Genomic DNA, 13,744 nt, shown 5'->3' on the forward strand with positions numbered 1-13,744 from the left:
CCGCGCGTCAGCGGCAGCGGATCTGGCTGTTGTTCTGTTCGACCGCGCGGCCGGCGAGCCCACCCGCGGCCGCGCCGAGCAGCGAGCCGACGATGCGCGAGCGGCCGCCGTCGATGACGTTGCCGAGGATGCCGCCACCCGCCGCGCCGATGATCAGCCCGGTCGTGCCGTCGTTGCGCTTGCAGTAATAGCGTCCGTCCTGCCCGGCATAGACGCGGTCGTTCTCGGCGAGCGTGCGCTCCTGGTAGTTGGGCGATGCGCGGTAATAGCGCGAGGGATCGTAATTGCCCTCGTCGCGCTCGTCGGCATAGCCGTCCTGATAGCGGTCGGGCGCCTGGCGATAGCCGCCCTGCGACGGGGCGGGGGGCACATAGCCGCCGCCGCGGTTGCCGCGGAGCGACTGGTAGCGATCGAATTCCTGGCGGAAGATCTGCAATTCGCTGTCGAGCCGCGACTGGGCGGCGGCGAAGCGCGCGTCGTCGGCGCTGCTCTGCGCGGCGACGGGCGTGGCGGCGGACAGGCACGTCGCGGCGATCAATGTCGCGAGGCCGAGAGAACGCTTCATGATCGAAATCCTTTCACGGTTGGGTGACGTGGAACCGGGCGACGACACCGTGCCGCCGCCCGTCCTGGCGTTTGTCGTGACGCCGCTGGTGGCGACCGGGCGCCGCCACCGCGCGGTCATCAACGGCAGATCTGGACGCGGCGATGGTTGCGCCATTCGGTGCGGCAGCGGCGATTGTTGTTCCAATTGCGGCGGTCATTGCCGCGGCCGCGATAGCGACGGTCGTCATGACGGCCGCGATGGTCGTTGCGGCGGTAATCGCGGCGATCCGCGCGGTGCGGCCCGCGATGGTCGTTCTGGCTGTAGTGGCGATCGGGACCGGGGCCGCGCTGTGCCTCGGCCGGCGCGACCACGCCCATGCCGAGCGTGGCAAGGGCAAGACCTGCGGCGAGTAGTTTGGTGAATTTCATGCGCTATCCTCTCGGACCCGAATATCGGGTGCACCGGCGATACGATTCCGCACCCGCATCGTTCCTGAACGCGATTGTCGGCTTGTGTACAGGTTCGTCGGCGCAGCGCGCGCCGGACTAGGGCGCGAGCGTGACGAAGCTGTCCATGACGCGCTTGCGCCCCGCCTGTTCGAAATCGATCTCGAGCTTGTTGCCCTCGATCTCGGCGATGCTGCCATAGCCGAACTTTTGGTGGAACACGCGCATGCCCTCCGACAGGTCGTCGCGGCCTTTGTTGCCGAGGCTGATCGCGCTGGACCGGCTTTCGACGACGCGCGCGGGTTTGGCGGAGAAGCCGCCGCCGGGGCTTGCCGCGCGCTGCCAGCCGGGGCCGCGGCCGGTGCCGCGCGCGACGTCGGCGAACGGATCGGCGCGGTCGGACCAGTTCGCCTGCCACAGGCTCGCGCCGCCCGACATCGTCGTCTCGGTGTCGGTATGCTCGTCGGGCAGCTCGGCGACGAAGCGCGAGGGGATCGACGAATTCCACTGGCCGTAGATGCGGCGGTTCGCGGCGTGGATGATGACGGCCAGCCGCCGTGCGCGCGTGATCGCGACATAGGCGAGGCGGCGTTCCTCCTCGAGGCTCTTCACGCCGCCCTCGTCGAGCGAACGCTGCGACGGGAACAGCCCTTCCTCCCAGCCGACGCAGAAGACGGTGTCGTATTCGAGGCCCTTGGCGGCGTGGATGGTCATGATCGTGACCTGCGGATCCTGCGCGCCGCCCTCATTGTCCATGACCAGCGAGACATGCTCGAGGAACGCGCCGAGCGAGTCATATTCCTCCATCGCGCGGACGAGCTCGCTCAGATTCTCGAGCCGGCCGGTCGCCTCGACCGATTTCTCGGCCTGGTACATCGCGGTGTAGCCGCTCTCGTCGAGCAGTTGGCGCGCGAGTTCGGCGTGGGGCAGGCTCGTCGCCATGTCGCGCCAGCGGGCGATGTCGCCGACGAGGCGGCCGAGCGACTTCTTCGCGGCGCCGGTCAGCTCGTCGGTATCGAGGATACGCGCGGCGGCGGTGGTCAGCGGCGTGCCGGTGGCCCGCGCGAGCTGGTGGATGCGCGCGACCGCCTTGTCGCCCAGCCCGCGCTTGGGGACGTTGACGATGCGTTCGAAGGCGAGGTCGTCCGCGGGCTGGTTGACGACGCGGAGATAGGCGAGCGCGTCGCGGATCTCGGCGCGTTCGTAGAAGCGGAAGCCGCCGACGATCTTGTACGGCATGCCGATCGCGATGAAGCGGTCCTCGAACTCGCGTGTCTGATGCTGCGCGCGAACCAGGATCGCGACCTCGTCGAGGCTCTTGCCCGTGCGGCGGACCGACTCGATCTCCTCGCCGACGCGGCGCGCTTCCTCGGGGCCGTCCCAGACCCCGATGACCTTCACCTTCTCGCCGACGTCGAGCTCGGTCCAGAGCTGCTTGCCGAGACGGCCGCCATTGTTGGCGATCACGCCGCTCGCCGCGCCGAGGATGTGCGGCGTGCTGCGGTAATTCTGTTCGAGCCGGATGACCTTCGCGCCCGGAAAGTCGCGCTCGAACTTCAGGATGTTCTCGACCTGCGCGCCGCGCCACGAATAGATCGACTGGTCGTCGTCGCCGACGCAGGCGATGTTCTTGCGCTCCTGCGCGAGCAGCCGCAGCCAGAGATATTGCGACGAGTTGGTGTCCTGATACTCGTCGACCATGATGTATTTGAAGCGCTGCTGATACTGCGCCAGCACGTCGCGGTGCGTCTTCAGGATGACGAGCATGTGGAGCAGCAGGTCGCCGAAATCGCACGCGTTGAGCGCGCGCAGCCGGGTCTGATATTGCTCGTACAGCTCGCCGCCGCGGCCATTGGCGTAGCGCTCGCTTTCGCCCGCATCGATATCGGCGGGGACGAGGCCCTTGTTCTTCCACTGGTCGATCAGCCCGGCGAGGCTGCGCGTCGGGAAGCGCTTCTCGTCGATATCGGCAGCGAGGATAAGCTGTTTCAGCAACCGCAGCTGGTCGTCGGTGTCGAGGATCGTGAAGTTGGACTGCAGCCCGACGAGCTCGGCATGGCGGCGCAGCATCTTGGCGGCGATCGCGTGGAAGGTGCCGAGCCACGGCATCCCCTCGACAGCGTCGCCGACGAGGCGCCCGACGCGCTCGCGCATCTCGCGCGCGGCCTTGTTGGTGAAGGTGACCGAGAGGATCTCCGACGGCCACGCCTTCTTGGTGAAGATCAGGTGCGCGAGCCGCGCGGTCAGCGCCGCGGTCTTTCCGGTGCCCGCGCCCGCGATGATCAGGACGGGGCCGTCGGTGGTCAGCACCGCCTCGCGCTGGGGATCGTTGAGGCCGCGGAGATAGGGCGGCTGGCGGTTTGCGTCGGACGGATGGGCGATCTGGTTCACCGGTGAACAGGTAGGGAACGGGGCGCGATGGGGCAAGCGGCTATGGCTTGCACGGGGCGGCGAAGTGTGGAACAAATCAGGAATATCAGTCGGAGGCGCCTATGTTGTCGGGACGATGCCACTGCGGAGCGATCCACTATGTCGCGACGGGCGAGGCGGCGCATCATGCGCTGTGCCACTGTGAGGATTGCCGACGCAGCGCAGGCGCGCCGATGGTCGGCTGGATCGCGTTCAGGACCGAGCAGGTGACGATCTCGGGTGATCCGGTGCCCTATGCGTCGTCCGAGCACGGGCGGCGGCAGTTCTGCGGGACGTGCGGGACGGGCCTGTTCTACACCAACCCGGTCGCGCTGCCTGGGATCATCGACATCCAGTCGTGCACGCTCGACGATCCCGAGTCGGTCGCACCAAGTGCGCAAATCCAGGTCGCGGAGCGGCTGGCGTGGATGGCGGACCTGGCGAGCCTGCCCGAATTCGCGCGCTATCCGGGGTTGTGAACGGGCGTGCCGTCGCCATCCGGGTGCGGGGAATCGAAATCGCGGGGCGACCGACGAACCGTCGCCGAACCGTCGCGGGAGCGTAACGATCCGGGCGTAGGGCGTGCGCAGCGACGAGGATCTACGTCGGAGAGCCCGCGCAGAGACGGTCCTCCCGACGCTCGGTCATCGTCGCGCGCAGGCGGCGTGCCTGCGGACCGCAGGACCAGCAAAGGACGTCATCATGAAGATTTTCCACAGCGTCGCTTCGGCGGCGATCGCCTCCGCGTGCCTTTTTGCGACCGGCGCTGCCGCCGATCCGATGCGCGACCCCGTCTCGATCCGTGTCTCGCATGCCGGGCTCGACCTCACGAACGATACCGGGCGGCGCGTGCTCGCGCGTCGCGTCGAGTTGGCGGTCAATCGCGTGTGCGCGCCGCGGACCGGCGGGCTGGACGCGTTCGCCGAGTCGCGCCGGTGCCGCGCGGACATGATGCAGGACGCCACGGTGCAGACCGCGGCTTTGCTGGAGCGCAACGCGACGCGGCTCGCGAGCCTCGTCGGGCGGTGACGGGGGGGCGTGTTCGCGCCTGACCTTGTGCCAGATTGATGGAGCGCGCTGATACGGTCCCCCCCGGGCATGGGGGGACTGTACGGCGTGCTCGTGTCCCCCCTCCGTCAGGCTGCGCCTGCCACCTCCCCCTGGCGGGGGAGGATAGGGGGCGGTTGCGCTCTGTACGGTCGCTTGCGTGACGCATCTCGATCGGGGGCGCGCGCTACGAGTTTTCCCGTCCCGGGACGGCGATGCACCGCGTTGTCATAAAGTTGTAATCGTAAGGGCCGACTGCGCGATCATGGCTACTTCCACATTGACGGTCGAGGCGATCGACCGCGCGCCGCGCAGCGGGCCGCGGCTCGATCATGATCTGCATCCGGCCGGGCGCTGGATCTTCCTCGCGGTGCTGGTCGGGGGGCTGGCCTATGCGGGGTTCAGCATCGTCGTCGATACCGCGCAGGTCGGCGAATCGATGGCGGTGGGGGCGTTCGCCTTCCTCGCGCTCGCGCTGCTGATCGCGCTCGGGTTCGAGTTCGTGAACGGCTTCCACGACACCGCCAACGCGGTCGCGACGGTGATCTACACGCATGCGATGCCCGCGCCGCTTGCGGTGGTGTGGTCGGGGTTCTTCAATTTTCTGGGCGTGATCCTGTCGTCGGGCGCGGTCGCCTATTCGATCGTCACGCTGCTGCCGGTCGACCTGATACTGCACGTCGGCAGCGCCGGCGGCTTCGCGATGATCTTCGCGCTGCTGCTGGCCGCGATCCTGTGGAATCTCGCGACCTGGTTCGTCGGGTTGCCCAATTCGTCGAGCCACGCGCTGATCGGGTCGATCCTCGGCGTCGGCCTCGCCAACCAGCTGATTACGGGCGGCCCCGACGGCACGTCGGGCGTCGACATGGCGCAGGTGTGGAAAGTGTTGTCCGCGCTCGCGTTCAGCCCGCTGATCGGGTTCGCGGGCGCGCTGCTACTGCTGCTCGTGATGAAACGCTTCCTGCGCGACCGCAAGCTGTACGAAGCGCCCGAGGGCAATACGCCGCCGCCGCGCGGAATCCGCGCGCTGCTGATCGGGACCTGCACCGCGGTGAGCTTCGCGCACGGCAGCAACGACGGGCAGAAGGGGATGGGGCTGATCATGCTCATCCTGATCGGCTGCGCGCCGACCGCCTATGCGCTGAACCGGACGATGCCCGAAAGCGCGACGCCGGCGTTCGTGCAGACCGCCCGCGCCGCGTCCGCCGCGTATGGTGCGCACGCCAATGGCGCGCCCGCGACCATCGACGCGGCGCGCGCCGCGGTAACGAGCGCGCTGAAGGCCAAGCAGGTTTCGGATCCGTTCGTCTATGGCGCGCTGGCGTCGCTGTCGGACGACGTCTCGACGCGGATCGCGGGTTATGGGTCGCTCGGCAAGGTGCCCGCGGCCGCGACGTCGAACCTGCGCAACGACATGTACCTCGTGCTCGACACGACCAAGCTGGTGGTGGCGGACAAGCGCGCGCAGAGCCGCTTCACCGCGCAGGAGATCACGACGCTCAAATCCTATGGCGGGCAGCTCGAAAAGGGCACGCGCTATATCCCGATCTGGGTGAAGGTCACGGTCGCGCTGGCGCTCGGGCTCGGGACGATGGTCGGGTGGAAGCGGATCGTCGTGACCGTCGGCGAACGGATCGGCAAGACGCATCTGACGTACGGCATGGGCGCATCGGCCGAACTGGTGGCGGCGGCGACGATCATGATGGCGGACCGGTTCGGCCTGCCCGTGTCGACGACGCATATCCTGTCGTCGGGCGTCGCGGGCGCAAGCGTCGCCAATGGCGGCGGGCTGCAGCGGCGGACGCTGGTGAACATGGGGCTGGCGTGGATCATGACGCTGCCGGTCGCGATGCTGTTGTCGGGCGGGCTGTACTGGATGCTGCTCGGGGTTGCTCACGCCTTGGGGCGCTGAGGCCCCGTACGCGATTGACGGGGCGGCGGCGGGCGGCGATGCACGCGGCATGAGCACGCTTAGGTCCAGCCGCCGCATCCTCGCCGCCAGCCTGGTCGGCACCGCGGTCGAATTCTACGACTTCTACATCTACGCGACTGCGGCGGCGCTCGTGTTCGGGCCGCTGTTCTTCGCGGGCCAGTCGGCGTCGGCGCAGCTGCTGCTGAGCTATGCGACGTTCGGGCTGGCGTTCGTCGCACGACCGGTGGGCGCGGTGCTGTTCGGGCATTTCGGTGACCGGGTCGGGCGCAAGTCGACCTTGGTCGCCTCGCTGCTGCTGATGGGCGGATCGACCGTCGCGATCGCGTTCCTGCCGACCTATGCGCAGGTCGGCTGGTGCGCGCCGGCGCTGCTCTGCCTGATGCGGCTGGGGCAGGGGCTGGGGCTGGGCGGCGAATGGGGTGGGGCCGCGCTGCTCGCGGTCGAGAATGCGCCGCCGCACCGTCGCAACACGTTCGGGATGTTCCCGCCGCTCGGCGCGCCGGTCGGGTTTCTCGCCGCCAACGGCCTGTTCCTGATCATCGGCCTGGTCCTCGACGAGGCGCAGTTCCTTGCCTGGGGCTGGCGGATCCCGTTCCTGGTCAGTGCGGTGCTAGTCGGACTGGGGCTGTGGGTGCGGCTGAAGCTGACCGAGACGCCCGCGTTTCTGGAAGCGGAGCAGACCGAGGCGATCCCGCGCGTGCCGATCGCCGAGCTGCTGACGCGGCATTTGCGCGCGACGCTGGCGGGGACGTTCGGGGTGATCGCGTGTTTCGCGCTCTTCTATCTCGCGACCGCGTTCGCGCTCGGCTACGGCACGAAGACGCTCGGCTATTCGCGCGAGGCGTTTCTCGGCGTCGAGCTGGTCGCGATCTGGTTCCTCGCGGCGGGGGTGATCCTCGCGAGCGTGCTGGCGGATCGCTATTCGGCGGCGCGGATGCTCAGCGTCGGGTTTGCGGGCTGTATCGTCGTCGGGGCGCTGATGGGGCCGATGCTGGGATCGGGATCGCTGGTCACGGTATCGCTCTGGCTGTCGGGCGCACTGTTCGTGATGGGGTTCGCCTATGGCCCGCTCGGCGGGTGGCTGCCGAGCCTGTTTCCGGCGGGCGTGCGCTACACCGGCGTGTCGATGACGTTCAACCTTGGCGGCGTGCTGGGCGGCGCGCTCGCGCCGATCGTGGCGGAGGCGCTGGCGCCGCGCGGGCTGGGGCTGGTCGGGGTGTATCTGATGGCCGCGGGGGTGCTGAGCCTTGGCGGGCTGCTGATCGTCGGGCGCCGCGCCGCCGCGTAGGACGGGGTCTCCCGCTTGCGCGGGAGACCGTTACGTCAGGCGGGGCGCAGCAGCGTCAGCCGCGCCTTGCCGTGGACGCGCGTGGCGTCGACCTCGAAGCCCGGCAGCTGGACGACCTCCGCCTTCGCGGTCTCGAGGCTGATCCACGTCGCCGGGCTGGTCCAGCCGAGCCGGGCGAGCTTGTCGAGCGCGACGAGGCCTGCCCCGGTGTCATAGGGCGGATCCATCAGGATGATGTCGAGCGGCGCGGGCGCGGGGCCCATCGCCATCACCGAGGTCGCGCGGACGTCGCCGCGAATGCCGAGCTTGGCGAGATTGCCCTTCAGCGCGTCGAGCGCGGGCTTGTCCTGTTCGACGAACAGGCACGAAGCCGCGCCACGCGACAAGGCCTCGATCCCGAGCGCGCCCGAGCCCGCGAAGAGATCGGCGACCGCGAGGCCTTCGAAACTGCCGACGCGGCTGGTCAGCATCGAGAACAGCGCCTCGCGCATGCGATCGGCGGTCGGGCGGGTCGCGTCACCCTTGGGCGCGACGATCTGGCGACCGCGATACTGGCCTGCGATGATCCGCATCAGCGTTTACCTCCGCGTGGTGCGCGGGGCGGGTGACCGCGCCCCCCTGATGGTCCCTTGCCGAGTGCGGGCGGACGGCTGTCGCGTTCGGGGCGCGGTGCGGCGTCGCGCGGCGGGCGGGGATCCGCACCGGGGCGACCGGCGGCACTGCGCGCGGCACGCTTGTCGAGACCGGTCCGCGCGCGGGATTCGTCCGTCTGGGGGCGGAAGCCGCGTTGCTGGTCCTGGCGCTGGTCCTGGCGGTGGGGCGAGTCGGGACGGCGCGGAGCTGTCGTGCCGGCGCTGCCCCCGCCGCCGACGCGGGTCGGGGCGGCGCGGTCGCGGGGCGGCTTGGCGGCGCGGAAATGCTTGATCTTGGGGCTGGTGCTCAGCTCTTCGCCGCGGTCCGCGCGCTCCTGGCGATAGGTCGGGCGACCGGTGCCGGCGCCGGTCGGCTGGGCGTGATGCGTCGCGGCCGCACGATTGCCGCCGCGCGCATCGGGTTTGGCCCAGGGATCGGTGACGTCGCCGCGGACCATCGCCGCGGTCGGGCGGATGCGCTCGGGCCGGGCCGGGCGGGCCGGCCGTGCGGCGCGATCGACCGGTGGTGCGCCGCTCGAGAAGCCGGAGCTTGCCGGCGCCGCATAAGGGCTGCGCGCGGGCTGGCGCGGTGCCGCGGTCGCGGGCCGGGCCGAGGGGGCGGGGCGGGGCGCATTGGCGCCGCGCTGGGGTGACTTGGCGCCGATCCCTGCGCCCGCGCCGGCACTGGCGCTGATGCCGATGTTCGGACGCGCGCCGGGGCCCTCGGGCTTGCCGCGCGCGAGCTCCTTCTGGAAGGCGACCACGTCGTGCTGCAGCACTTCGCCGATCTGGCCGGGGGCGAGATCACCGAGCACGAACGGGCCGTAGCGGGTGCGGATCAGGCGCGAGACCTGGAGACCCAGATGCTCGAGCACGCGGCGGACTTCGCGGTTCTTGCCCTCGGTCAGGATCATCTCGATCCAGACGTTCGCGCCGGTGCGGCGTTCGATATTGGCGTTGATCGAGCCGTAGCGGACGCCCTCGATCTCGATCCCCTCGATCAGTTCCTCGAGCTGCGGCTGCGTGATGTTGCCATAGGCGCGGGCGCGATAGGCGCGCTCGACGCCGGTCGCGGGGAGTTCGAGCTGGCGCTTGAGACCACCGTCGGTGGTCATCAGCAACAGGCCCTCGGTGTTGAGATCGAGGCGACCGACGGGGACGAGTCGCGGCAGCTCGCGCGGCAGGCGATCGTAGATCGTCGTCCGGCCCGCAGGATCGCGCTCGGTGACGAGCAGCCCGGTCGGCTTGTGATAGAGGAACAGCCGCGCCGCGCTGGGCGCCTCGACCGGGTCGCCGTCGACGGTAACGCCGGCGAGATTGCGCAGGATCGTCGCGGGCGTGTCGAGCGTGGTGCCGTTGAGCGCGACTCGCCCCTCGGCAATCATGCGCTCGATGTCGCGACGCGATGCGATGCCCGCGCGCGCGAGCAATTTGGCGATGCGATCGCCCTTGATGGGGGCTGCTGGAGCTGGTGCGGGCGCGTCGTTCGACGGGCTGGCAGTCGGGTTGTCGTCTTTTGAAGTCGTCATGGCGGGGCTGATACTATGGATCGCATCGCAGCGCGAAAATATTTGCGTCCCTTAGCGCTGCCGCTGCGTTATGTGGCACAAGCGTAACGACCTATCGTTGCGCGCGGGGGCCCCGTCTCGATGCTGTTCGGAAAGAAGAAGCGGTTGATCGTTCGCCTGCTGGTCGTCGAGGACGAACCGCTGATCGCGTTCGACACCGAATATTTCCTGACCGAATCGAAATTCACCGTCGTCGCGACGGTCGACCGGGTCAGCGATGCGCTCGCGGTGATCGAAAGCGGATCGGCGATCGATCTCGTCCTTGCCGACGTCAGCCTGAGCGACGGGTCGGGGCTGGACGTCGCGCGCGCCGCGCTCGCCAAGGGTGTCCCGGTGCTGTTCGTGACGGGGAATTGTCCGATCGAGGCGACCACGCTCGCCGCGGGGTGCCTGTCTAAGCCCTATTCGCAGCGCGACCTGCTTGGCGCGATTGCGGCGATCGAGGCGCAGATCGGTGGCGTCGTCCCCAAGCGTCTGCCCTCGGGGTTTCGGCTGTTCGCTACACCAGCATAATGGGCGTTCGCGCGGGGCAGGAAAGCGTGTTTCCCCCGCGCTGACGTCTTGCCGCTTTCCTCGCGTCGACAGCCCGCTATGGTCGCGGCATGTCCGTTACCACAGTCCAGCGTCGCTCGCTGCTCGCCACGCTTTCACCCTATCTTCGTCCGAGACCGGTCGCGGCCCTGCTGCTGGGCATATCCAGCGGGTTTCCGCTCGCGCTGCTGCTCGGGACGATGGGCTATTGGCTGTCGAAGGTCGGGATCGACAAGAAGACGATCGGGTTCGCGATCGGGCTGACGACACCGTACACGCTGAAGTTTCTCTGGGCGCCGTTCATCGACCGGTTCGAAATCCCGGTCCTGACGCGGTGGGTGGGGCAGCGTCGTGCGTGGCTGTTCGTTGTGCAGGCGTTGCTGTTCGGGTCGGTCTGGATGCTGGGGTTCAGCGCGCCGCAGGATCATCTCGGGGTGTTCGCCTTCTGGGCGATCGTGACCGCGTTCCTCGGCGCGACGCAGGACATCGTGATCGACGCGTACCGGATCGAGATCCTGCCCGAAGACGAACTCCCGCACGGGACCGCGAACAACCAGTTCGGCTATCGGTTGGGCAATTTGGCGGCCGGGGTCGGCACGATCGCGATCGCCTCGTCCGAGGGGCTCGGGCTCGGCTGGGCGATGGGCTATGGGCTGACCGCATTCTGCGTCATCCCCGGCGCGCTCGCAGCGCTCTGGGCGGGCCGCGGGCTGCACGACAAGGTGCTGGCAAAGCAGGATGCGGCATCGGGCGGGGCGTCGCGCGGGCGCTGGCTCGAGGATACGATCATCGGGCCGTTCCGCGAGTTCTTCCAGCGTCGCGGCGCGGTGCTGATCCTGTTGTTCGTGCTGATCTACAAGCTTGGTGATGCGATGGGGCAGGGGATGCTCAACCCGATGATCGTCGAGCTGGGGTTCAGCGACACCGAATTCATCGCGATCAACAAGCTGGTCGGGTTCTGGGGGCTGATCGTCGGGACCGCACTGGGTGCGCCGTTCATGGCGTGGCTCGGGCTCGGGCGCGCGCTGTTCGTGTCGGGCATGCTGATGATGCTCAGCAACTTCATGTTCGTGATCCTCGCCTGGCACGGCCATTCGAACACCTGGCTGACGATCGCGGTCGCGACCGAGCAGGTGACGAGCGGGATCGGCCTGACGGTGTTCGTCACCTATCTCTCGGGGCTGTCCAACCTCGCCTATACCGCGACGCAGTTCGCGCTGCTGTCGTCGTTCGCAGCGGTCGGCCGGACGTGGCTTGCGGCGCCCGCGGGCTATGCGGCCAATGCGCTGGGATGGCCGGGGTTCTGGATGTTGACGATGGTCGTCGCGATACCCGGGCTCGTGCTGCTGTGGATCCTGTGGCGGCAGGGCTTCGTCGTCGAAAGCGTGCGACGCGATCCCGCCATCGAAGCGGAATAGCCGCGTCAGATCGTCACGGGCCGGCCTTCGTCGGCAAATGCGGCGGAGACCGCGGCGGCGCTGGCCAGGACGCCATCGACGCGGCGAACGCCGAGTAGGTCGGCCATCAGCAGCCGTGCGGTGTCTGGCGCATAGTCGATCCGGCTGAGGATCGTCAGCAGCGCGTTCTCCGCAGGCGTCATCCGAGCACAGCAGCAGGGCGCGATCGCGATCGTGCCGGACGCCGTGCCCGCCAGATCGGCCATCAGCGCGCGCAGCAGGACGAGCGGGCGACGGAAATCCCGTCCGAACGCGGTGAACAGCAGGTGCGCCGCGCGCGCGTCGGACAGCCCGTTCGCGCCCATCCGCCGGATCGCGAACAACGCGATCCGCGCATTTTCGCAGACCGGCAGTGCGTGCGGCAGGAGGGTGGTAGCGGTTCGTACATCGGTCATGGTCGCGCGACTCCGTGGTCTCGCGCTGATCGTCGCCTCTTCGTTAATGATAGTCAATATCAATAAGACGTCACTCAGGCAGCTCGTCGTTCGCCGCGAGCACTTCGCCCGCCAGATAGAGCGAGCCCGCGATCAGGACGCAGGCGGGACCAGCATCCGTCGCGGCCACGGCGTCTAATGCGGCGGCTGGATCGGCTGCCGTCGCCACCGTCTTGCCAAACGTGCGCGCAAGGGCCGCGAGCGTCTCCGGCGCATGATGCGCATGCCCAGGAACGGGGATGGCGACCACGTGATCGATCGCGGGGGCGATGATGCGCAGCACCGCGTCCGCATCCTTGTTCGCGAGCATTCCGACGACCAGCGTCACGCGACGGCTGCGCGCGAGCGTCGGCAGGATGCGCGCGATCGGTTGCGCAGCGTTGGGATTGTGCGCGCCGTCGAGCCACAGGTCGCTGCCCATGGGCAGCCTCGCGCGGAGCGGGCCGTCGGCAAGACGCTGCATCCGCGCAGGCCAGCGGGCATGCGACGAGGCCGCATGAAGCGCGGCCTCCGGGATCGGCAGCGCGTCCTGGTGGCGAAGCATCGCGAACGCCAGCGCCAGGTTGCGCGATTGGTGCGGGCCGACGAGGCGGGGGCGGTCGGCGACGACGCTGCCTTCCGCATCGGTGTAGCGAATGGTCGTGCGCGTAGTGGTGCTCGTCCAGCTCGTGCTGCGCGCGAGGACGGGTGCTCCCGCGGCGGCCGCGACGGCCGCGATCCGCGCGCGTAGCGGTTTGGGATAGTCCATCGTCACGAGTGGGACGCCGGGCTTGGCAATCCCCGCCTTCTCCCCCGCGATCGCGAGGAGCGTGTCGCCGAGAAACGCCTGGTGGTCGATCCCGAGTGCGGCGATGCCGGTGACGACGGGGTTGGGGATGACGTTGGTCGCGTCGAGCCGGCCGCCGAGCCCGACCTCGACGATCGTCGCCGCGGCTGGCGTGCGTGCGAAGGCGAGGAAGGCGGCGGCGGTCGTGACCTCGAAGAAACTCGCGTGCAAATTGTCGGCGTGGTCGAGCACTTCGGCGAGCAACGCGGCGAGAGTCTCGTCCTCGACCAGCGATCCGGCGAGGCGGATGCGTTCGTTGAAGCGGACGAGGTGCGGGCTCGAATAGACGTGGACGCTGTGACCGGCCGCCTCGATCGCGGCGCGGAGAAACGCGCAGGTCGAGCCCTTGCCGTTGGTGCCGGCGACATGGAAGACTGGCGGGAGCGACAGATGGGGGTCGCCGAGGCGGCGGAGCAGCGCGGTGATGCGCTCGAGGCCGAGGATATCGGCGCCGGGCGACAGCGCGGTCAGCCGGTCGAGCTGCGCCTGCACGGCGGGCGAGGAGGAAACGGCGTGGTCGGGCATTCTTGGCTCCCTCTCCCCTCCGGGGAGAGGGCTGGGGTGAGGGGCGGTTCCGGGCGCAGCAGTGCTGGGCGGGGGGGGGGGGGGGGGGGGGGGGGGGGGGG

Annotated in this window: 13 protein-coding genes; 6 read left to right on the top strand and 7 right to left on the bottom strand. The window is 69.1% G+C overall.

Annotated features, from left to right (window positions below):
* Positions 1-7: 7 nt before the first annotated feature.
* The 3 genes from AC0CH3_RS02275 to AC0CH3_RS02285 form a co-directional block, all read right to left on the bottom strand.
* Entirely contained in the window at positions 8-565 is a 558-nt protein-coding gene (locus AC0CH3_RS02275) for a glycine zipper 2TM domain-containing protein (RefSeq protein ID WP_354301726.1), read from the bottom strand.
* Positions 566-684: 119 nt separating this feature from the next.
* Complete coding sequence (locus AC0CH3_RS02280; protein ID WP_082445712.1) at positions 685-975, bottom strand: hypothetical protein; 291 nt, start codon at positions 973-975, stop codon at positions 685-687.
* 117 nt (positions 976-1,092) lie between these two features.
* Positions 1,093-3,375 carry an ATP-dependent helicase gene (locus AC0CH3_RS02285; RefSeq protein WP_354302097.1) on the bottom strand — a complete coding sequence of 761 codons (2,283 nt, stop codon included), beginning with the start codon at positions 3,373-3,375 and terminating at the stop codon, positions 1,093-1,095.
* Between the two features lie 110 nt (positions 3,376-3,485).
* Here AC0CH3_RS02285 and AC0CH3_RS02290 point away from each other — a divergent pair, with 110 nt between their 5' ends.
* The 4 genes from AC0CH3_RS02290 (at position 3,486) to AC0CH3_RS02305 (ending at position 7,670) form a co-directional block, all read left to right on the top strand.
* Entirely contained in the window at positions 3,486-3,881 is a 396-nt protein-coding gene (locus AC0CH3_RS02290; protein ID WP_354301728.1) for a GFA family protein, read from the top strand.
* 223 nt (positions 3,882-4,104) lie between these two features.
* Positions 4,105-4,431: a UrcA family protein gene (locus AC0CH3_RS02295; RefSeq protein WP_465237519.1), complete on the top strand. Its 327-nt coding sequence runs from the start codon at positions 4,105-4,107 to the stop codon at positions 4,429-4,431.
* 283 nt (positions 4,432-4,714) lie between these two features.
* Complete coding sequence (locus AC0CH3_RS02300; RefSeq protein ID WP_354301732.1) at positions 4,715-6,361, top strand: inorganic phosphate transporter; 1,647 nt, start codon at positions 4,715-4,717, stop codon at positions 6,359-6,361.
* Positions 6,362-6,410: 49 nt separating this feature from the next.
* A complete protein-coding gene (locus AC0CH3_RS02305) occupies positions 6,411-7,670 on the top strand; it encodes an MFS transporter (RefSeq protein WP_354301734.1) in 1,260 nt (419 codons plus the stop codon).
* Positions 7,671-7,705: 35 nt separating this feature from the next.
* Here AC0CH3_RS02305 and rsmD read toward each other — a convergent pair whose 3' ends face one another.
* The gene (gene rsmD / locus AC0CH3_RS02310; protein ID WP_354301736.1) at positions 7,706-8,242 is read right to left on the bottom strand and encodes a 16S rRNA (guanine(966)-N(2))-methyltransferase RsmD; all 537 of its coding nucleotides are present in this window, start codon (positions 8,240-8,242) and stop codon (positions 7,706-7,708) included.
* Positions 8,242-9,831: a pseudouridine synthase gene (locus AC0CH3_RS02315; RefSeq protein ID WP_354301738.1), complete on the bottom strand. Its 1,590-nt coding sequence runs from the start codon at positions 9,829-9,831 to the stop codon at positions 8,242-8,244. Before AC0CH3_RS02315 ends, rsmD begins: the two co-directional genes overlap by 1 nt.
* Positions 9,832-9,951: 120 nt before the next feature.
* Between AC0CH3_RS02315 and AC0CH3_RS02320 the strand changes: the two genes are divergently transcribed.
* Both AC0CH3_RS02320 and AC0CH3_RS02325 read left to right on the top strand, forming a co-directional pair.
* A complete protein-coding gene (locus tag AC0CH3_RS02320) occupies positions 9,952-10,383 on the top strand; it encodes a response regulator (protein ID WP_056015583.1) in 432 nt (143 codons plus the stop codon).
* Between the two features lie 89 nt (positions 10,384-10,472).
* Entirely contained in the window at positions 10,473-11,819 is a 1,347-nt protein-coding gene (locus AC0CH3_RS02325; RefSeq protein ID WP_354301740.1) for an AmpG family muropeptide MFS transporter, read from the top strand.
* A gap of 5 nt (positions 11,820-11,824) precedes the next feature.
* On the opposite strand, the gene AC0CH3_RS02330 is transcribed toward AC0CH3_RS02325, so the two are convergent.
* Both AC0CH3_RS02330 and AC0CH3_RS02335 read right to left on the bottom strand, forming a co-directional pair.
* Positions 11,825-12,253 (bottom strand): DUF6628 family protein, encoded by a 429-nt coding sequence (locus AC0CH3_RS02330; RefSeq protein WP_354301742.1) that lies wholly within the window; start codon positions 12,251-12,253, stop codon positions 11,825-11,827.
* A 70-nt stretch (positions 12,254-12,323) separates the two neighbouring features.
* Positions 12,324-13,643 (bottom strand): bifunctional folylpolyglutamate synthase/dihydrofolate synthase, encoded by a 1,320-nt coding sequence (locus AC0CH3_RS02335; RefSeq protein WP_354301744.1) that lies wholly within the window; start codon positions 13,641-13,643, stop codon positions 12,324-12,326.
* Between the last annotated feature and the right edge of the window lie 101 nt (positions 13,644-13,744).

Source organism: Sphingomonas sp. AC449 (assembly GCF_979253475.1).